The sequence below is a fragment of the Acutalibacter sp. 1XD8-33 genome (assembly GCF_003612555.1).
Taxonomy (GTDB): Bacteria; Bacillota; Clostridia; order Oscillospirales; family Acutalibacteraceae; genus Acutalibacter.
The window spans coordinates 1-20002 of record NZ_RAZF01000014.1 but is presented as its reverse complement, the minus strand read 5'-3'; the positions used below and the strand labels follow the sequence as shown (position 1 = coordinate 20002).

Genomic DNA, 20002 nt, shown 5'->3' with positions numbered 1-20002 from the left:
AAGAAAAGCGCACCCTTTGTGGAGGTGCTCAATAGTAAATTCACTTTAGAACCGGCTAAGCCTATTCTAAAGCTGGGCGGCTTTACCGCCCGATTCAAAAGATTCTTTTGAACTGAATTAACTAAACAAACAAGATGCAAGGAGTTATTCTTGCCCAACTAACTTTTTGACTTCTTCTAGCTCGAGACCAATCATGTCGCTGATGTCCTCCAGGCTCAGACCACAGGAAAGCATACGATTAACAATTTTAATCTGCTCCTTTGTACGGCCTTTAGACTCGCCTTGCTCAAAGGCTTCCTTGCGTTCGTCCATCATCTTCATTGCCAGCGTCATGTATTCCATCTCCCTCCCGCTGTCCTCTTTGATCTCGCTGACCGCTTTATCTATCTGCTGCAAATAGCTTGACTCTGAAATATCGTACCGCTCGCCCTTATAGCCTACCCGAATATATCTGAGAAAATCCATCACGGCGGGATTGCCGTTCTCTGTCTTAAAATCCGCGTTGAGAATATAGGCATGGGAGCCGTCCTCATGGGCAATCTCCGGCGCGCCTTTTATGTGGCTCTCCCGCTCATAGACGGCGAGCCCTGCGCCAAAGTAGTCCTACACGCAAATGAAAATCACAATGCAGTCGGACAAAGTTCCTCATAGTCCGTGTTCATTTCCAGGCTGTGCCGGTCGATACCGCTGGTATAGTACCGTATACGCTTTTCCAACTTGCGGTACAACCGAGCCTGGACTTCCACGTCGTACTTGGTGTAGTGTTCATCTTCCAGGTACACGTCTAATCTGATACCGTGGGCGTCATAGGCGTCCTTCAAGTCTTTCTGCTTGTCGATGGTTACGACCCGCTATATTTTCTTTTCCAGAAGAACCTCCAGAAAAGACTTACTATTCTCCGGCCTACGCATGACTTCCGAGAACATGAAATCGTCCACAAGCTTAAATGGGCATGGGCACCACTTCCTTTACCTTGGGGCTGGTTCGCAAGCTATATTGACAAAAATGAAGAAAGGTTTTTATCTATAATTATGTGTACCTATCAACACCCTTCTTTTTTACTGCTAATCTGTCCCAAGTTGGGACGCATTTCGCTGACACTGCTCCCCATACCTGCATAAGATACTTTACCGAATATTTTGCAGATAAGGAGCGTCGCATATGAATCATTCCCCCAGAGTACATCTCATTCCCGCCTTGCGTGGCAGGCCCCAGGCAGAAGCCCATATCTCCGGCAGCGAGAACTTCCCCAACATAACCGGCTGGGTGCGCTTTTACCAGACGAACGAAGGCATTATCGTCTATGCCGAGGTCAGCGGCCTGCCTGTTTCCGGCCAGCCCTGCCAGGAGAGGATTTTCGGCTTTCACATCCATCAGGGGACGGACTGCGGCGGTAGCGGGGACGAACCGTTCCCCTACGCCATGTCCCACTATAACCCAAAGGAATGTGAACACCCCTACCATGCGGGTGACCTGCCGCCGCTGTTTGGAAACAAGGGTCTCGCGGTGTCCGCCGTTTTGACTGACCGTTTTTTGGTGGAAGATGTCATTGGGAAAGTCGTTATCATACACGACCACCCCGACGATTTCACAACACAGCCCTCCGGCAACTCCGGCACCAAAATCGCCTGCGGGGTGATCCAGAGGACAGCGGGCTTTTGCGGCTGACGCGCCACTCCAGGCGCTATGGAAACCGGGGTCTTAGGGGGTTGCTGCGTGCCAGTAGCACGCGTCCAGCAACTGACCGAGCCGGCAGGCGAGCCGCTCCCCTAACAAGTGGGATTTTGCTGTCAAAATCCCGTACTTGCTGGGACGCCAACACCAAAGGTGTTGGCAGGGAAAGCTGCGGCGGACAGTGTCAACGCTCCATGGGCTGGCCTCGGCTTCTGGACTTTTTCGGGGCGCCTTTCTTCCTTCTCATAGATGATTTTTCCGGCGGCTTGAAAGGTATACCATCAAACATCAACAGCTTTGTTAAAACAAGGTCTGATAGTGTGCCATTTTGCAAAGCCGCAAATTCACTATAATCATGTACGCTGAAATATCCGCGGCGTACCATTTCATCCTGGCTCAAGACATATCCATCACTGCCTGACAAAATATGAAACAGCTTTTGGTTTATGGAAACAAAGCGCAGGCTGCCGTCGGAATTGTCATAGTAAGCGGTGTGTTCAGACATGACAGTATGGTAATTTTCCTGCTTGCCTATATAGAGCTTTTCGTCTTTACCGATTAACACGTCCATCCCCTCATACCGGCTTATAGACGCGGCAATAATGGGTATCTTGTCATTCCTCATTCAGCGCTTTTCCGAACCTCTCCGCTGAGCCAAAAGCCGGGGCCATATATCAGAGTCTTTTTCCCACACATTGCCGGTATGCTGCACCTGGGGCGTTATCAGACACTCCACCGCCTTTTGCAAAAGCAAGGTGACTGCCGCCTGTTCCCGCCATTTCCCCGCTACCTCTTGCAATTCTTCATAAATCGCTTTCTCAGTGGAAATGCTTTTCTCCGTCCAGGCCGTAAGCGTTTCCATGGATTCCTCCGCAAAGGGCCGCAAAAAATCCACAGTATCGTTGAAGATAGATAGTGGAGCTATATTTGAGTTCACTCCCCGGCCGCTCATCTCCGTGGCTATAGGCAGTATAGAATTTCTCTTTATCCGCCAAAGGCTATCACCTTCTCTTCGCGGCGTCTTTTACCACTTGCTTAGCCTTCTGCCTTTCCTCGGCCTTTTTCTGTAAATCAAGGGCATTGAAAACTTTGCGCTTAACCTCGCTGACCGCGGGGGCCTTGGCGAGCTTGGTGGGTGCAGGGGGAGCAGTTTTTTCTGTAGCCTGGGGAGAGTTACCCGCAAGAGGCAGTTTAGGGGCAGAGGTTGTTTTCTCCGGCGCAGGAGCGGCTTTCGCGGCATCCTGGCTGGCCTTTTTTACCTCCGTGGCCTGGGCCATGGTAGGAACGACGCCCTCTTTCTTGATGAAATCCACCACCTTTTCCCGTTCCTCGGGCTTGAGGTAAGACAGTTCTACCGCCGTGTTAAATGGCATTTCCTTTTTGTCCACCTACTGGTCGGAACGTTTCTGAGACCCAGCAAGCTGTCTGTAATCAGGTCTGCAACGCCCTCCACATCCTCTCTGCCATATTCCTCCAGAAGCTGGTCGAAACTAATATTTTCCATCACCCCCTCCCGGCAAGCCTGCTGATCCATCCCATCGGTCAATGGCTGGATAGATGGATCGGTATAGCTCCTTTCGGTCTGATTCTTGTAAGTATAATTACACTCCGATTTTCCGAAGTCTGGATTTCGGGGCGAGGGGGGCAGTTATCACTATCAGGTGTTTCCCTGGTCGTGAACCGCTTGACGTAAATTCTGGCAGACTTGCCCTGGCCCTGCTTTACCCGCTGTATCAAGCCAATGCCCTTGCTGCTGTCCAGCTCTGCCAGCAGCTTGACCGCCTTATCGTTGCCGCAATTAAGGGCCACCTTGATTGCGTCCAGTGGGTAGTAGATGAACACCCGGTTTTCATCGTCATATAGTTAACGCAGGGTAAAAGAATTTATAATTCTTTTACCCTGGCGGTATTACCGCTGTTTGAAATCACGATTTTCGGATTTCAAGCACGTTTACTATTCAGCCGTTACGGGCGGAAAGCCCCATGCGGTCAAGCATAAGGCCGTAAAGCAGCTTGGCGTCGGTGGAGACGTGCTTGAACTCCGAGCCCACAATGAGCTGCCGAGGGATGCGGTAGAAGCTGAATTGTTCCGACTCCCCGCCGTAAAAATATTCAAAGTCAGGGCGGTCTTTCATAGGGAAAACTCCTTTCTGTTATGATGGTATCTAAAAAATGGGCATGAATAAAAATTCCCCGGCGGAGCCGGGGGATTTCATATGCGGGTATAACCCCATGATGCTAGCCACGCGTCACGTCACGTTGGTGCAGTCTGACACCTGCGTATAGTCCTTATCTGCCGCCCGTAAACGGGCTCTTTAGAAGTTTCCCATCGTCAGTTGTTCTCCTGCCTTATCCTCGTCCAGCTGGTGTTGGATGTACTCCTGTATCTTTTTTGCATTCTTGCCTGCCATGTCTACGTAGTACCCTCGGCACCAGAACTCTCTGTTCCGGTACTTATACTTTAACTCCGGATACTTCTCGTAGATCATTAAGCTGCTCTTCCCTTTCAAGCACCCCATGAAGCTGGACACCGATACCTTGGGCGGTATTTCCAGCAGCATATGTACGTGATCCGGGCACACTTCCGCCTCCACTATCTTTATCTTCTTCCACTCGCAAAGGGTCCTCAGTATTTTTCCTACCTCTCCCCTTTTTTCCTTATAGAATACCTTCCTTCTGTACTTCGGCGCAAATACGATTTGATATTTGCAATTCCATCTTGTGTGTGATAAACTGTTTGTGACATCCATCTGTATGTCCTCCTTTTGGTCTTTTTTCTTGCAGCTGCCAGACCGCAAGTTTTTTTACACCAAAAGGAGTTTTCCTTTCTACATCATCTCCATAAGCCTTCTTTTGAACCACTCGCAAAGCGAGTGGGTTTCGATAGACAAAAAGGGGCGTTCAAAAAGTCTGAACGCCCCATAAGGGAGTGTGCTTGCGTGGCCGGGATATGCCAGTCTGCGAAACACACACACGAAAAAAGGCTCGTTCCTTTTGAAACAAGCCTTTTCCCTTGTGTACAAAAGTAGAGAGGGACAAAATCCCTCTCTACTTTCTGGTGGAGATAAGCGGGATCGAACCGCTGACCTCTTGAATGCCATTCAAGCGCTCTCCCAAATCATGTTTTCTATGCCCCCATCGTGCAGGCGTATCATGTACGCCCCCACTACAGAAAGGATGTTTCCTTGTTTGAAAGCCAATATGTTCTATGGAGAAATTATGCAGATGTGCGCAGGGCAGTTTCCACATCGGGCATACAGTCCAGCCCGCAGAGGAATTGCTTAACGCTTAGGTTCAGCTTCAAATGGAGCTGATACCCCCGGCAAACGTCCACCCGCTCAATGATATGGGCGACAATGATTTTCTTCGCCGGTATCGTCACATGGTCATAGACCGCAGACCATTCCAGGATATCGTCATAACGCTGCCCCATACTGGCAAGGGCGGAGTCGTTGTCGTCCAATTCCTGCTGGGCGAGTATGCAGGCTTGTCTTAGCTCGCCGCATTTGCTCTCCTGCTCCCCAATTACGCTGTTCAATAGCTCCGGGGCAAAGGGACTCTCGCCGGAAATGGACTTGATGATTTCCCCTTTCAGGCTTTTCAACTCGCTTTCGGCTTTTTCATATTCTTTCTTTGCCTTGTCCAGAGCAGCTTTCCTGGCGGCGCGGTCATACTGGAACCGCTCCGCTATAATATCGTCACGGCTCAAGCTGCTTACCTTGGCGAAAATGGTATGGATAATAGAATCAATCATACCGTCCAGCTTTTCCACCGTGTACCCGGTCTGGCCGTCGCAATCGCCATAGGTGCGGCTTTTCGTCTGGCAGGTGTACCGCATACGCACGGTGTCCGTGCCATCAGCCTTGGGCCGCCCTTTTCCACTGGTGGTGATACACAACCTCGCCCCGCAATGCCCGCAAAATATATTCCCGGACAGCAGCGATTGACCCCGTGTATTCAGTGGCTTAGAGCGTATTTTTTCAGTGGCCCGGGAGCGTGCTGCCAGCATATCCTGGACAGTTTGAAAGTCCCTGTCCTCGACGATTTTCAACCGTTCCAGCGGCTCCGAACGACTTTTCCCGCTTCGCAGGACACCAGTATAGAGGATATTCCGCAACATTCCCTGGATAGAAGCCGGGTGCCAGTTCTTGCCAGAATGGTTCTTGATACCGCGCTCATTGAGATAATTGGCAATTCGCTGCGCCCCATAGCCTCCTTTTGCGGCAAGCTGGAACATAGTACGAACAACTTCGGCTTCTGGCTCGCAGATAGCCAGGTCATTGACCTCTTGGCGGCGCTTATTCATGCGCCCAGTTTTCACGAAATTGTACCCATAGGGGCAGCGCCCGCCGGTAAAGCATCCGTCCTCGGTCAAAAGGCCCATGCTGTTAGCAGTACGGATAGAGGTCTTTTCGCTCTCACCGTCTGCCTGCCAAAACCTGATATAGTTTGTCAGCTTGTCCGTATGATTGTCAAAGCGCTGTTCGCCCTCCTGGGTGCTCCAAACGCGGATACCGTTGCGCACGAACCACTCCACTACAAAAGGAGTTTCATCGGAGATACGGCCTATCCGGTCGAACATGAACACCAGCAGGATATCAAACTTTTTTTGCTTGGCATACTCTTTGATAAGCTGTATCTTGTCCCGGTTTTCGGCCCGAACCTTGTGCCCGGAAACGCCTTCTTCCTGCAACTCACATACTATCGTCCAGTCCATGGACTCGCAGTATTTTCGGCAGCGCTTTCTCTGCATGGGGATATCCGCCTCGTTGTTGTCCGTGTGGTATAGCTGCTTGTCAGTGGACACACGGTAAAGGCACAGCACCCTTGTACCCGGTTCAATGTAGGTGGGCATATTCTCCCGCCAGCCAGTGTCTTTATCAAAAATGAGGGTTTCTGAAACATGGTTTGGGAAAATGCTTGTGTTTTTCATATACAGTCCATCCTTTTCTAATCCATGAAAAATGACAGACCAGCATATCCCAATATGAAATTGTCAAGGTACAGATGGAGTATTCCTCCAATAGTATTATCTCATATTATGAGGATTCTGTCAAATTTCACAAAAGAAAAGAGCACTCTTTGTGGAGTGCTCATATAAACAAAATGCAGGGAGTTATTCTTGTGCGGCCAACTTTTTGACTTCTTCCAGTTCAAGACCGATCATGTCGCTGATGTCCTCCAGGCTCATACCACGGGAAAGCATACGCTTGATGGTCTTGATTTGGTTGGCACGTTCACCTTCAGCCCGGCCCCTGGCCTCGCCTTGCTCAAAGGCTTCCTTGCGTTCGTCCATCATCTTCATGGCTATGGTCATATATTCCATCTCCCTTCCGCTGTCCTCTTTGATCTCGCTGACCGCTTCATCTATCTGCCGCAAATAGCTTGACTCTGAAATATCGTACCGCTCGCCCTTATAGCTTGCCCGAATATATCTAAGAAAATCCATCACGGCGGGGTTGCCGTTCTCTGCCTTAAAATCCGTGTTGAGAATGAAAGCATGGGAGCCGTCCACATAGGGAATCTCCGGCGCACCCTTTATGTGGCTCTCCCGCTCATAGACGGCTAGGCCAGCGCCGAAATAATCCTCCACGCAAATGAAAATCACAAAGCAGTCGGACAGTTCTTCATAGTCCGTGTTCATTTCCAGGCTGTGCCGGTCGATGCCGCTGGTGTAGTACCATATGCGCTTTTCCAGCTTGCGGTGCAGGCGGGCCTGGACTTCCACATCGTACTTGGTTTGGTGTTCATCTTCCAGGTATACGTCCAATCGGATGCCGTGGGCGTCATAGGTGTCCTTCAAGTCCTTCTGCTTGTCGATGGTCACGACACTCTCTATCTTCTTTTCAAGCAGGGCCTCCAGGAAAGGCTTGATATTTTCCGGCCTTCGCATGACTTCTGAGAACATGAAATCATCCACAAGGCTTAGATCCTTAAATGGCTTGATGGGCATGGGTACCACTTCCTTTACTCATAGTATACTATCTTTGGGGCTGGTTTGCAAGCTATATTGCCGAAAATGCGGAAAGGTTTTTATCCATATTTATGGAATACCTGTCTGCCGCTCGTTGGTGGGGGAGTGGAAAAAGGAGTCCACCAGGATATCTTTTACCTGTTCGTACAGGTCTGTGTTATCGTGCTCCGCACAGGTGGCGATGACTTGGCAGCCGCATACGCTTAAATATATCGTATTATGGGCCTTATCCACAAAGGTCACGCCAGTTTCTGGTTCTATTTTCTGCATAGTGAGTTCTCCTAAAGAAAAATTGTAGGCTCATACAGACGGCGGGTAGCAGCCGCTCCATAGTTTTTTCATCCTCCCCCCATGCTTGTGGCGGGGCGCCCTGTCCCGTGACGGACAGCCGGCGCAAGTATCATTGTCCCCCTGGTGCGGATTATGGCCTGCTGCCTTGCAAGGGCAGTTTGCCGCTTGGTGTGGTCGCTCCGTTTCTGTGGCTATGTTCACCACCTTTCTGCTCACGAAACATCTTGGCGCACCTTGCGGTATAGCTCCCCGCACAGGGAATGTGTCTGTTTTGCCTTATTCAGTTTTCAAAGTTCACGAGGACAAAAAGTAATGCGTCCCAAGTTGGGACGCATTACCCCTGCCAAACAGCAGGCAGGAAAAATGTCCCTCACCTACCGTCAAAGTAGCGGCTAACTATATGGCCTTTTTGAAAAATTTTTTTAATTTTTCTTTTGCGCGCCACAGACTTTCCGCTATATTCGGCTGTGCAACCTTTTCAGCCTGTGCGATTTCCGCCTCTGACTGGCCTTCAAAATAGAACTTCAAGAGTCTCCGGCGCTGGGTTTCGGACAAACAGGTGTTAATACCCTCCGAAAGCAGGCGGCAAAACTGCTCTCTGTCCAGTTGATCGTACTGCTCGATTAAAAGCTGCTCCGGGGACAAACTGTCTGCCTGTTCCGGGACACCCTCCAGGCTTACGGTTTGTTTCGTATAGGCGTTGTTCTGAACATCCACAACCCTATAGTCCTCGTCAGACCAGCCTTTCCATCGGTCAAATTCTTCCTCTGAGGAAAAGTCCTCCCGGTGCAAGCGTATGTAGGCCCCGGTCGCCGTCTTGAATACGATAGCGTCAGGGTCGGTTTTGTTTAAGGCATAGTCACTTTTTCTGTCATACATTTTGCTCTCTCCATTTCATTTTTGTCTTTTGATGAAAAGTAGAAAATGAAATGGAGGGCCTCTGGGCCAGTAGCTGGCGCAGGGGGAAAGTTTCTTGAGTTTATGAAAAAAACAGGGTGCCCCTATAGGAAACCCTGCCTTTTTACTGTGTATACGCTTATTAGTGCATGAATTATGGAACGATAATACTATAATTGAAACAATAGTGTTCCGAGAAATTTTACATATTTTTTTGTGAAACGATACCCTGTTAGTCTTAGCCAGTTAGAAGAAAAAGACATAATTGCCTCCTCAAATGGCAGTTATGTCTTTTGAACACGGGTGAGCAATCCAAAAAGCTGCCGTTTTTTTGACAAGTTTTGGACTCTCTGAGTTGTATAGAATTATAATTCTAGTTATCTAGCACGATTAGGTTCTGTATAATACACGGCCTGACCGATAGAATATGGTTGAGGTGAACAATAGTGCCAGAGGATATTTTGGTCAAGTTAGTCCGCCATATAAAGATATCGCGGGAAAACCGCAATATGACCCAACAAGCTCTTTCAGATATCTCTGGGATTGCCGTAAGAACGATATCTAAAATTGAAAGAGGAAAGATGAATCCGTCTTATGAAATTCTTTCTATATTGGTGCGGTTTTTAGGAATATCCTTTGACTCTTTGTTTTCCTGCGCGAACCTAACGGAGGAATCGAACATTCAAGAAATTGCAGTGCTTTATCGAAATTCATCTGAAGAAGGCCAACGGGCTATCCTCGCTTCAGCGAGGGCTATCGCGCTTGAATTTAGGGATATCGGCGAAAATAAATAATCTCTTAGGCTGTATTTGAAAACAATTTCATTTCTATAAAGAAAAGCCCCAAAGCATACTCTTTGATACGCTTTGGGGCGCCTTGATTAGAATGGTTGCTTTTGTGGATTAGCCACTTTCACGAAATCTTTTTGTATAAAGGTACCCAATCGCATAAAAGTTATTCATTGTACAAGAGTTCACTTATACCGCTTTGAGGAAAATCCCTAAACGTCCGCCGCCTATAACCTGATCTGTACCCAAAACCATCCTCGCTCCACCCCAGCATCAAGCCCGGCCCCCAGCCTTTCCGTCAATGCCTTAACAATCGCCAACCCCAGTCCACTGCCGCCTTTACTCCTGGCAGAATCATACTGATAAAAGCGCTGGAAAAGCAGGGGCACTTCCTCCGGCTTCAGCCCCTCTGCTTGATTAGCAACTACAAGGTGTACGGATTCTCCCGGAGGGTCCAGCTTGATATATACCTGCCCCGTGGTGTGGCGGTGGGCGTTGGTCAACAGATTTTCCAATATTCTCCGATAGGCTCCTTTATCAGAATATATATATACTGGCTGCTCCGGCAGTTCCACCTCCGGCTCCACCCCAGCGTTACAGAACAGGTGTGCTTGCTCCATCAAGCAGACAGCCAGCAGCTCGGCTAAATCAAGTCTCTCTATATGGAGAGGAGTCTCCGGGTTTTCAGCCTTGTGCCATTGGGTAAACTGGTCGATGGTTTCGGTTAACTGGGCGCACTTTTGCCGCATGGCGAAAAGATATTCCTGTTGGTGTTCCGGATTGCTCTCCAGCAGTTCGCTATAGCCTTGGAGGACAGTCAGGGGAGTGCGCAGGTCATGGCCCAAGCTACCTATGGACTCCCGCAATCGTTTTTCCTGGCAGGCGGCATCCTCCCGCAGTTTTTCACTCGCTCTAAGTCCCTGATTGATTTCCCCTGCCAGCTTTCCCATACCAGGGAATAGACCGCGGTTGGACAGCTTGGCACGGCGCTGGCCCTGATTATACGCATGAAGCTGACGGCACAGGCTGTTTATCTCCCAGCAGTAGGACAAAAAGATAAGGCACACTGCCAGCAAGGAAATGCACAAAAAGAGTATCATTCCGCCCTCCTATTTCAGCTTAGCATGGAACAGTGCCACACAAGATGCTGCTCCTGTCACCAGTAAGGTCAGTCCGGAGATAACCAGCAAAAACTGCATATCCGCCGAGGTGATAAGTACTTGCCGGATGCCCGCAAGCAGTTGGTACACGGGTGTCCACTTGAAAAAGTTGCGAAAGACGGCCAGGCTTTCCCCGTCCAAGGCTTTTTGGGAAAGCATTACCAGCAAAACCACATATCCTGTGGAGATGCCCAATGCTTTTACCAAGTCCCGGCATAAGGACGTAATGAGAAAACACACTGTCCCTGCTGCCAGTAAACCCGCGCCATAGGCCAGCAGACAGGTGTGGAAGCGATTGTCTGCCAGCAGATAACCTAAGTTTTGGCCATGTACAGTCTGCCACCCGCTGTAAATCCGGGTGAACAGGACGGCGCTGACAGGGAAAACCAGCGCTCCGCCTGCAGCACCCAACAAAGAAACAGAAAAGGCAGCCAACACCAAAGGGACACGCCTGCCGCCCTGGGCGATTTTTTGCTGGAAAGTCCTCTGAGTAAAATCTCGGCCTAAGGGGACTACCATCATTGCCATGACAAGGAACAGGCCGTATATAATCCCCGGAGTGCCAAAAAGCTGTTCTATCGTGCGGTCTGGGTTTCGTAGGTTTGTGCAAGGGAAAAGCGCGCCAAGGGCCGTCCCTCCCAAAATGCACAGCAGTGTAAAACGCTGAAAAAGTACCCGGCGCAATTCTGTAAGAAGTATCCGCATAGCGTCACCTCAAAGCCGTCTGGCGGAAGTATAGTGCCAGCAGGCCGAAGGTTAGGGCCAGTATGCCCAGGGACAAAATGGCTACGGTAACATCTGCCCACAGAGGGAAAGGTGCCAGACCGTAGAAGCTGTATGGGAAGGTATGCCGGTCGCTTTGGGTCAGCACGGATACCAGCAGGGTGTACACAAGAGATATCATCAGGGTCTTGACCGAGTCCCGGAACAGGAAAGGGAATATCAGCAGCCCCACGCCCCTGGCTGTTGTAAGCAGGGCAGCGGGCAGGCACAGGCGCAGCAAATATTCCATTGGATACGCGCCGCCCATACCGCCCCGCCAGATAGCCCAAAGCAGGGCAGGCAGCCCGGCGTTAAGATAGGCCAGGAACAAGAATACCAGTGTTAACAGCAGAAAGTGATTTCTCAGCAGCTTTATCCGGGACGCTCCATGGGCAATTTGGCTTTGGAAAGTGCGGCGGCTAAATGCCGCCCCCATATATACCGCTGAAAATACGGATAGCCCCAAACCGGGCGGACCCATATCCCCCAAATTCTGGACAAACAGCTCCCCCGGAGAGGAAAAGTCGCTGATGAGGGAAAGGCAGCTTACCACCCCATAAAGCAGGAAGAACACGCCCACCCCAGGGCTATGGAAAAACCGGTAGCATATTGCTTTCACTCTGCTCCACCTCCTATCAACCGTTGGAAATAGGTTTCCAGGTCATCGCCTTTGGTGGTCAATTCCTGGACGGGGATTTGATGATGGGCCAAGCAGGCGCTGATCTCCACGGTGCGCCCCATAAGGTCGTAAATGTGCAAGGAACGATCAGGATACACAGTAAATTTCGCCGTATGCAGTTCCGATTCCAGCAGGGCCGCCGCCCGCTCCGGGTCAGGTACGCGAAGAAGGATGTACTGACGGCAGCGTTCTCCCAGTTCCCCGGCGGAGATGTCCTGAACCAGCCGCCCATGATGCAGGAACCCATACCGGGTGGCCAAGCTCTCCAGTTCCGGCAGGATGTGGCTGGAAATCAGAATAGTGGTGCCCTTTTGCTGGTTCAACTCCTGCAGCAGCCTGCGTATCTCCAAAATGCCTGTGGGATCCAGGCTGTTGATGGGCTCGTCCAGTACCAGGAATTCCGGCTCATTTAACAGCGCCACAGCAATGCCCAGCCGCTGGCGCATCCCCAAAGAGAAGTTTTTTACTCGCTGGCGGCCCGTGTCCTGCAGGGACAGACGCTCTAACAGTTCATCCACCTGGTTCTTTTCTGGTATGCCCCTTTGGATACGCACCAGCTCCAGGTTTTGCCGGGCGGTCATATCCGGGTATAAGGCCGGGCTTTCGATGAGAAAGCCCATACGCCGGCGTTGTTCCACTTGATTTTCCGCTTTCCCGAAAAGGGAGAAGCCACCGGAGGTAGGGAAATCCAGCCCGGCCATCAAGCGGATAAGGGTGGTTTTCCCCGCACCATTTCCCCCCACCAAGCCATAGACGCTCCCCTGGGGGATGGAAAGATGCAGGTTATCCAGCACTGTACGCCGCCGGTAACATTTGATGAGGGCCTGAGCCTCAAATACCGTTGCCATGGTGTTCCTCCTCCCGCAGCTTGTAGCCAATACCGAATATCGTCTCTATGCAGTCAGCCCCTTTGGCTTTCAGCTTTTTTCTCAGGTTGCTAATGTGCGTATTGAGTGCGTCCCCATTTAAGTATGGCTCGTGCCAAGCGGCTTCAAAAAGCTGGCGCTTGGAAAAAGTCATATGGGGATTTAGCGCCAAGGTTTCCAACAGCTTATACTCTTTGGCAGTGAGGGGGACGGTATGGCCCTCCACGCTGGCCGCTTTAGCACAGGTGTCTAAAGTCAGGCCATGGGTATGCAGAACGGCAGGCGGGGCATTATCCCTAAGCGCCCGGCGCAGACAGACCTGGATACGGGCCAGTACCTCTCCTGTGTGAAAGGGCTTGGTGATGTAGTCATCCGCACCCTGCCGGAGCAGTTCCACCTTACCCTCCATGTTGGTCTTGGCGGAAACGATGATGACAGGCACGGTGCTCGCTCTGCGGATTTCTGCCAGAAGCTGCTCACCATGGAGGCCGGGGAGCATCAAGTCCAATAGTATCAGGTCAACGGTCTCTTGCTCAACGGTTTGAAGTGCCTCCAAACCGTTGAGGGCTGGGATAGGGCAATAATTGTTTTGTTCCAGTAAGCGGCATAGCAGACGATTGATTTCCTGGTCATCCTCTACCACGAGGATATGGTACATAAGTCATTCCTCCTTTGTGACTATTATAACAAGGAAATGTTTCGGCGTTTTTACGGGGTGGGAGGGGATTTCTAAAGAGTTTCTAAAGAAATGGGAAAGGCAGGCGGCTTGTTTATATTTATGATCCATTTGTGCTATAGTAAAAATCAATTATGATTACGGTGCTGTGGATGCAGAACGGATTATGTTTGCTAGGCTAAACTTAATGGTATTGCCCAGCTCAGGCCACATCCCTACCCCCTATACTGCGGCCACGCCATCTCCGCATAGTTCATGCCATTCTCGCCGGGGCTGCCGTGATAGTACAACGCCAAGTGCAAGTGCGGCCCGGTAGAATTGCCCGTGCTACCAATGTTCCCCACAAGCTGCCCCTGGCGGATAGGCGTGCCGGGGACAACCGCCAGCCTGGATAGATGGGCATAGACAGACTGCCACCCGTCCACATGGTCTACCACCACACAGTTACCAAAAGACCACATATTATTTACCCCATGGGCAGGCGTCCACCCATCTTGGATATAGCGGACAGTGCCGGGGGCGCAGGCATAGACCGGCTCCCCATAGCAGTTTGCAAAGGAAATATCTATGCCGTTGTGCCCCGAATAGGTGTCCCAGGTGTGGCCAGGGAACGGGAAAGCAAACCGGCCCTCGGCTATGGCGCTGGCCCCGCCCAGAGGATTTGCTGCCAGAGGATAGTATCGCAGGACGTGGTCTACATAGTCGATGTCGCCGTACCCACTCCACCCATGGATTCCTGCCTGCCAGACAGAAAACTCCCGGGCATTTTCCTTGGAGTAACCGCCCCGGGCCAGCGCCCAGGATATGTAGCCGTTGCCGAAGTTGTAGCCTTGCAAAGCAAGGCTTATATGCGGGATATCTCCAGGGCCTGTGGCGCCCGCAAGCTGTAGGTTGTTGGCGATAATGCTTGTCCCGAAATCAATAGAGCGCTCCGGGTCAACCGGCGTCCCTACGGGCAGGCCCATTCCCTCGGCACATTGCATAACATCGCCGCCCACCAGCTCCACATTGCCGCCGGATTCCTGCATCATCACGGCCTTTATCAAGTCCACGTATTCGGGGATTCCGTGCTGGGTGGCGTATATACGGATGGTGGGTTCGAAGGCTTCTACCTCTGCGCTGACAGGTGTGTAGATACCAGTACCAGGAGAAGCACCGAAGGCCGACAATGCACCGCCCAGCAGTACCACGGCCAGGAGGATGAAAACGCCTGTCCCGCCTACAAGCCCGGCAAGGGCACTTATAAGAGCGCGTGCGGCCCGGACGGTAACGACAGCGGCCTTTTTCGTGGCGGCTCCTGTGGCTTTAGCGGTTTTACCTGCTTTTTGGGCGAGCTGTTTCTGGCTGTGGAGCTTCATTTTCCGGGCGGCGCGCTCCATCAGGGCCTTGCCTGCTGAACGGCGCGGCACTGCGCTTTTTACGGGTTTCACAGAATTGTTCAGTTTCGGGAAAGTTGCAGCTCTATTTGTGTTAATCATATCTGTTTTGATGGGATCAGTCAAATTTTTCACGGTTTCCTCGGCGCGGCGGGATTTAATGGCAGAGGGGCCGCGAACCGGCTTTTCTTTGGGGGCAAAAGCGTCGGAATTGTGCTCCTTAATAGAGGAACGTCCAGCCTCCCCGGCGGGCGGCTGGACGGATCGATGGATTGATTGATTTTTGTGTAGGTTACTGTTTGTGGCTATGGGGCGATGGGTGAATGGTTCTGATTTTTGCACAGGAGTTTCCCTATAGGCAGCCTGCGAAAAACCGGATTCGGCTGCTGGCCGCTGTACCGGGTCATGGGCGGCATACTTCGGTTGAGGGGTGAACGGGGCATAATCTATCCCTATGTGTACAGAAGATTCACTGCGGTAAATTCCTGCCCTGTTTTCAGTGGGGGAAGGTTGTATACCACGGGACAATTCAGCCCTGCTAATATCCTGCCCCTTATGAACAGCCTCCACCACCTGAGCTTTTTTCTCCGCGGCCTGAGCCTTGCGTTCCTTAATGAAATTCTGCCGCTGCTGAATGGCAATTTTCGCTTTCTGCATACTGCCATTCACGGCTTTATCACTTACAAATTGAGCCGCCTGCTGGGTGCTGTCAACGGCAAAATTGCCGGCGGGCCTGTCCTGCTGCTCCCTATCGTTCGGCTGGGCAGAATCACGGATTTTCTTTGTAAACTTGTCTCTGGCAAGTTTCATCGCCCGCTGCTTTGGCAGGACGCTTTCACCCTGTTTTTTCTTAACAGGGGCGCTCGCCTTAATAACCATAGACGGGTCTTTTTCTCGTATGATTCGGATAAAATGCACCTCCTGGATAAAGCAAAAATGCGTCCCAAGTTGGGACGCATTTCCACGCTAATTTACTGAATTTTTGATACCTTCCATAATGTAAAAAGCACAGGGCAGGGCGATAGAATTTCCCAAAGCCATATACCTTTGGGCCGGGCTTATCCTCTCGCCCGCCGCGCCGAACTCCGTCCAGCCATCGGGCAGGCCCATAGCCCGCTCGGTTTCCCGCTCCGTCAGATAGCGGACACAACCGCCCGCCGGGTCATCCTCGTACCAAAAGGCAAAAGGCGCGTTTCGGCTGGCAAGGATGGTGGGGAACGGGTCGTTTCTCCTGCCAAAGCCGCCTATAAACTGCGCATGGTTCTGGTTTGCTGCTGCTGCCCTCATTCTATACATTTGAAAAGGGTAGACGATGGGTACACGCCCCCCTGCTTCAAGAAAAGGGCTTCTATCTCCGGGGGCGGCGGGATTCCCGCCCGGGCCGCCAGTTCCAGAAATTGGGCGCACGCCCGGGGGCCTAAACAGTATTTTTGCAGCACGCCGCCCTCTAAAATCTGCCAGGAGAAACACGCGCTTTCTTCGGGCCAGAGGGGGCCTTGCCCAATATTGGGCGTCCATAAGCCGCCAGGCCAGATCAGGCTGTCCCCCTCTAACCATCCCGGCGTTTGCCCACTTCCCGGAAGCAGGCATTGGAACCGGGCACCCCGCGAAAGCTGTGAGCACGGCTCCAAAATCCAGCCGGTTTCCGGATGAAAGGCTTCCCATGACGTTTTCCCAAACAGCGAAAGTTGGAAATAGATTTCCAGTGGCATCCCTCATTTCGTTTATGATTCTGATAGCCTGAAAAAACAGGTTCGATTTCTTCCCGGCCAGCCCTGCACGGTCGCCAATCTGTGAAAAATTCTGGCAGGGCGAGCCGAAGGTTATAATGTCAACAGGCGGGATTTTCCCGCCGTCCAGCAGGGTGATATCCCCCAAGTGCGCCATGTTGGGGAAATGGCGCTTGGTGATGGAAACAGGCGCTTTCATTATCTCGCTGGCCCAGACTGGCTCGATTCCATTCAGTTTAGCCGCCAGGGGAAACACACCTATTCCATCGAATAAACTGTCCTTTCAAAAATAAGTTTCATACTAATTACCTTCTTTTTGTAAATTAAATTTCATACTATCCACTTTGAACATTCAATGGCATCGCCTCCTTTGTACAAAAAAAGATGCTCTTACTTTTTACAGTAATAGCATCTTTTCCAAGCCTTGTGCAGCTTCACTATTCTATTATATTACCTGCCCGTATTCACTGAACATCCCAATAACTTTAGTAAACTTATAAATTCTACGAAACATCTGCTTATCGGGCTGAAATCTCCAACGAGTCTTTCGTAAATTTTTGGGGGTAACTATTCACCGTCATTATAATTACGACCTTCACAATACCGACTAATTCACTCGCTGTCTTGCTCGAATACAGTTGGCTGCCTTCCTTTTTCTTCGAGAACAAGAACTTTTTCACTCTAACATTCCAAACAATGCAAACGGAACTGAAAATATTAAATATATAATTATCCATACCATATAGAGCAAAGTCAAAACAATAGATACAACTACCCACATTTGAATAGTTTCCTGGAGTAATTCACCATATCCTTTGACGTATTCATATGCTTCCACACATCCGTTAACTGCAGCAAGCGTAAGCCATGCAATCCATAACGTTCTACCCGAAAAAATCTCATGTATGCTCTCGTGTTCCAAATATGCGAACACAGTAGCCTGTATCACAGCAAAAATAAGAAGAAGAACAAAGCCAACAAAAAAATTCCAGCTAAAAGCCAAGGCAAACCCTCTATGCATCTCGAAATGCCTTATAATCAATAGGTCAATGAACAAAAAAAGCAGGTATGTCAGAGGTTCACAAACAAACTTTACTGTCGAAGATCCATGAAATCCTTCTCGGACAACATACCAAGCTCTTAATACACCTCCAGCAATAATTGGAATAAACCCCGTGGCATAGCTTATCGGATCCCAAAGAAATATCTGGGGAAATGTTATATTATACACCAGGACATTATAACATGCTCCATAAGTCATCCACACCACGCCTATAAAACTGCATATATTGCTAATTTTCTTACAAATTTCATCACTCATAGGTTCCTCTTTAATTCGTTCAGTATAATATCTCTCCGTTTCTTACTGGCTTTCAATTCCCTATATGTTCCATATTCTCTTGTCAATGCTGTTCCAAAATATTTTCCGGCACCATCACCAACCGCTTCCAACTCAACTGTATATGTTCCATCATTCTCTGACCATATTGTTACATCCACTTCAAAAACGAAGGGAGAAAGGGGTGCTGGTTTTCCATATAAGGCAACACTGTAAGATGATGTCCCTGGTTTTTGTTCTACACTTTCCACTCCAGCCCGTCTATACGCTTTTTGAAGAGCCTTTTCAATCTCCCTTAAAGATTTTGATGTTACAAATTCAACACTATCACTATTCTGTGCCATATTTATCCTCCTTGTCCTATGTACATAATACAAATTACTTTTGTACTACCAATGATTATTTTTTGAAATTATACTCCATTCTTTCCAGTAAAGCAATCCCTATAATCAAATAAATCCATTATGAACACCTCCATTTAGTTCTTTAATCAGCTTCTCGATAAATTCACTATATTTATGATATGTGTTTGGCTTCAAACTCATCTCCTGCCGTACATCATTAATACCTATCTTTTCTCCGGCCCTACTCTTTCTTTCTGCAATCTTAGAGAATCTACGCCCCAGCCATTCTTCTTTAGTTTCAACTACTTCTCCTATAAAGGCACGGATATCTGCAAAACGGTGCAAACGCCCCTTAATCTCACTTTCCCTCAATCCAGCAACTGTACACAGCCATCCAATCGTGACACGTCTGTTCGGATCTCCTTCCTTTTGGATTGTTGCATACGCCTCTTTTAAATTTTCCAGCTGTTCCTGTTCCCATTCTGCCCAGTACACTTTTTCCTGATCCGTTACCAACCGATCCTTTAGCCACTGGAAATCATTTTTACTAAACCATGCATAAGCTCCCGGAACCAGCTCATTCAATTCCTTCACTGTAAGCTGTAGCGTATGCCCTGCGCTGTTGTTAGCCCCTTTTCCATAAACAGTTCCTTATACTTTCTGGCGACTTCCTTGCATCCCTTCAGCCTCCGCCCATTCATCAGAAGCCATTCACTGTCCTTGGCTATCATAAGATATTTCTCTTTGTGCATCCATTTCTCGGCTTTTTCTTTCTCATCCATCCTGCGCAACGTATGGGATGCCGGCAGGAACCGCATCGTAGTTTCTTTCAAATAGACGCTGCTATTCTGGATTGCTTTACCATGCTTAGGGCAGTATTCGACTCCTGGCAGTTGAGGCAGCCTGTGCCAGTATGTCTCCCCGAAGCTTTCAATGTCTTCCTTCGTACATTCCGGGCAGTACTGCAGATATTCCGGCCAATAGCTCCTACTGCATTTCTGGATCATCTGCCTTTCCAGGCTGCGGTTGCTTCCTCCTGTAACGATTTTTTCCTCCATCTCCTGTAGCATCGTCTCAGTAAAAGCAACGGAAAAATAGCCATAGCAGCTGTTGTTATCGGCAAGTCCCTCCCTTGTGATTAGGCTGCCTGAGCCAACCCATCCATCAACCAATTCCAGCCTGCGGGGAAGGTACACTAATGAAGCAAGGTTCTGTGCTTCGCCAAATAATTCAAAAACCGTCCTTTTATTCGATGTACTGCCACTCCGCACAAAATAGCGGCAGAAGATACTATAAAGGCATTCATCAGGATAGGGTGTCAACGCCAATTTGAAATTGTAAGAAAACGCCGAAGAAATTTTGTAGTTTTTCGGCGGGGGGGGGGTAACAAAACTAAGCGTTTCCTTGCTCAAAAAGAGTGTTCACGATTTGCTGTTTCTGGCGCATG

General features: G+C 49.8%; 24 protein-coding genes and 2 pseudogenes. 2 read left to right on the top strand and 24 right to left on the bottom strand.

Annotated features, from left to right (window positions below; genetic code table 11):
• Positions 1-144 precede the first annotated feature (144 nt).
• Positions 145-396 (bottom strand): hypothetical protein, encoded by a 252-nt coding sequence (locus D7X94_RS10450; protein ID WP_147401706.1) that lies wholly within the window; start codon positions 394-396, stop codon positions 145-147.
• 224 nt (positions 397-620) lie between these two features.
• Positions 621-839 carry a PD-(D/E)XK nuclease family transposase gene (locus D7X94_RS10445; protein ID WP_120427664.1) on the bottom strand — a complete coding sequence of 73 codons (219 nt, stop codon included), beginning with the start codon at positions 837-839 and terminating at the stop codon, positions 621-623.
• 322 nt (positions 840-1161) lie between these two features.
• On the opposite strand from D7X94_RS10445, the gene D7X94_RS10440 reads away from it, so the two are divergent.
• A complete protein-coding gene (locus D7X94_RS10440; protein ID WP_120427663.1) occupies positions 1162-1668 on the top strand; it encodes a superoxide dismutase family protein in 507 nt (168 codons plus the stop codon).
• 190 nt (positions 1669-1858) lie between these two features.
• On the opposite strand, the gene D7X94_RS10435 is transcribed toward D7X94_RS10440, so the two are convergent.
• The 11 genes and pseudogenes from D7X94_RS10435 to D7X94_RS10385 form a co-directional block, all read right to left on the bottom strand.
• Complete coding sequence (locus D7X94_RS10435) at positions 1859-2299, bottom strand: hypothetical protein (RefSeq protein ID WP_120427662.1); 441 nt, start codon at positions 2297-2299, stop codon at positions 1859-1861.
• Positions 2300-2626: a hypothetical protein gene (locus D7X94_RS10430; protein WP_120427661.1), complete on the bottom strand. Its 327-nt coding sequence runs from the start codon at positions 2624-2626 to the stop codon at positions 2300-2302.
• 49 nt (positions 2627-2675) lie between these two features.
• Positions 2676-3047, bottom strand: a complete 372-nt coding sequence (locus D7X94_RS10425; RefSeq protein WP_120427660.1) for a hypothetical protein — start codon at positions 3045-3047, stop codon at positions 2676-2678.
• Entirely contained in the window at positions 3026-3178 is a 153-nt protein-coding gene (locus D7X94_RS18470; protein WP_158590992.1) for a hypothetical protein, read from the bottom strand. Before D7X94_RS18470 ends, D7X94_RS10425 begins: the two co-directional genes overlap by 22 nt.
• Before the next feature lie 38 nt (positions 3179-3216).
• Positions 3217-3516, bottom strand: coding sequence for a hypothetical protein (locus D7X94_RS10415; RefSeq protein ID WP_120427658.1), 300 nt, complete (start codon positions 3514-3516; stop codon positions 3217-3219).
• A gap of 115 nt (positions 3517-3631) precedes the next feature.
• Positions 3632-3808 carry a replication initiator protein A gene (locus D7X94_RS10410; RefSeq protein WP_120427657.1) on the bottom strand — a complete coding sequence of 59 codons (177 nt, stop codon included), beginning with the start codon at positions 3806-3808 and terminating at the stop codon, positions 3632-3634.
• A 154-nt stretch (positions 3809-3962) separates the two neighbouring features.
• Positions 3963-4423: pseudogene (gene tnpA, locus D7X94_RS10405) on the bottom strand (IS200/IS605 family transposase).
• A gap of 467 nt (positions 4424-4890) precedes the next feature.
• Positions 4891-6606, bottom strand: coding sequence for a recombinase family protein (locus D7X94_RS10400; RefSeq protein WP_243111261.1), 1716 nt, complete (start codon positions 6604-6606; stop codon positions 4891-4893).
• A 183-nt stretch (positions 6607-6789) separates the two neighbouring features.
• Positions 6790-7626, bottom strand: coding sequence for an Rpn family recombination-promoting nuclease/putative transposase (locus tag D7X94_RS10395; RefSeq protein WP_120427655.1), 837 nt, complete (start codon positions 7624-7626; stop codon positions 6790-6792).
• 90 nt (positions 7627-7716) lie between these two features.
• Positions 7717-7917: a hypothetical protein gene (locus tag D7X94_RS10390; protein ID WP_120427654.1), complete on the bottom strand. Its 201-nt coding sequence runs from the start codon at positions 7915-7917 to the stop codon at positions 7717-7719.
• Positions 7918-8334: 417 nt separating this feature from the next.
• Positions 8335-8817, bottom strand: coding sequence for a hypothetical protein (locus tag D7X94_RS10385; RefSeq protein WP_120427653.1), 483 nt, complete (start codon positions 8815-8817; stop codon positions 8335-8337).
• A gap of 464 nt (positions 8818-9281) precedes the next feature.
• On the opposite strand from D7X94_RS10385, the gene D7X94_RS10380 reads away from it, so the two are divergent.
• The gene (locus tag D7X94_RS10380; RefSeq protein WP_120427652.1) at positions 9282-9629 is read left to right on the top strand and encodes a helix-turn-helix transcriptional regulator; all 348 of its coding nucleotides are present in this window, start codon (positions 9282-9284) and stop codon (positions 9627-9629) included.
• Positions 9630-9850: 221 nt separating this feature from the next.
• Here D7X94_RS10380 and D7X94_RS10375 read toward each other — a convergent pair whose 3' ends face one another.
• The 11 genes and pseudogenes from D7X94_RS10375 to D7X94_RS10325 all read right to left on the bottom strand — a co-directional run bounded on the left by D7X94_RS10375 (position 9851) and on the right by D7X94_RS10325 (position 19967).
• Positions 9851-10723 carry a sensor histidine kinase gene (locus D7X94_RS10375; RefSeq protein WP_120427651.1) on the bottom strand — a complete coding sequence of 291 codons (873 nt, stop codon included), beginning with the start codon at positions 10721-10723 and terminating at the stop codon, positions 9851-9853.
• A 9-nt stretch (positions 10724-10732) separates the two neighbouring features.
• Complete coding sequence (locus D7X94_RS10370; RefSeq protein WP_120427650.1) at positions 10733-11488, bottom strand: hypothetical protein; 756 nt, start codon at positions 11486-11488, stop codon at positions 10733-10735.
• A gap of 4 nt (positions 11489-11492) precedes the next feature.
• Positions 11493-12164, bottom strand: coding sequence for a hypothetical protein (locus D7X94_RS10365; RefSeq protein ID WP_120427649.1), 672 nt, complete (start codon positions 12162-12164; stop codon positions 11493-11495).
• Positions 12161-13072, bottom strand: coding sequence for an ABC transporter ATP-binding protein (locus D7X94_RS10360; protein ID WP_120427648.1), 912 nt, complete (start codon positions 13070-13072; stop codon positions 12161-12163). Before D7X94_RS10360 ends, D7X94_RS10365 begins: the two co-directional genes overlap by 4 nt.
• The gene (locus D7X94_RS10355; RefSeq protein WP_120427647.1) at positions 13056-13748 is read right to left on the bottom strand and encodes a response regulator transcription factor; all 693 of its coding nucleotides are present in this window, start codon (positions 13746-13748) and stop codon (positions 13056-13058) included. The genes D7X94_RS10360 and D7X94_RS10355 overlap by 17 nt, the downstream gene beginning before the upstream one ends.
• A gap of 233 nt (positions 13749-13981) precedes the next feature.
• Positions 13982-16021, bottom strand: a complete 2040-nt coding sequence (locus D7X94_RS10350; RefSeq protein ID WP_120427646.1) for a lysozyme family protein — start codon at positions 16019-16021, stop codon at positions 13982-13984.
• Positions 16022-16108: 87 nt separating this feature from the next.
• Positions 16109-17137, bottom strand: a pseudogene (locus D7X94_RS10345) (DNA cytosine methyltransferase); the annotation flags it as partial.
• A gap of 411 nt (positions 17138-17548) precedes the next feature.
• The gene (locus D7X94_RS10340; protein ID WP_120427645.1) at positions 17549-18193 is read right to left on the bottom strand and encodes a hypothetical protein; all 645 of its coding nucleotides are present in this window, start codon (positions 18191-18193) and stop codon (positions 17549-17551) included.
• Complete coding sequence (locus tag D7X94_RS10335) at positions 18190-18555, bottom strand: hypothetical protein (RefSeq protein WP_120427644.1); 366 nt, start codon at positions 18553-18555, stop codon at positions 18190-18192. Before D7X94_RS10335 ends, D7X94_RS10340 begins: the two co-directional genes overlap by 4 nt.
• A 105-nt stretch (positions 18556-18660) precedes the next feature.
• Entirely contained in the window at positions 18661-19140 is a 480-nt protein-coding gene (locus D7X94_RS10330) for a hypothetical protein (protein WP_120427643.1), read from the bottom strand.
• Positions 19141-19145: 5 nt separating this feature from the next.
• Positions 19146-19967: a TniQ family protein gene (locus tag D7X94_RS10325; RefSeq protein ID WP_120427642.1), complete on the bottom strand. Its 822-nt coding sequence runs from the start codon at positions 19965-19967 to the stop codon at positions 19146-19148.
• Positions 19968-20002: the final 35 nt, after the last annotated feature.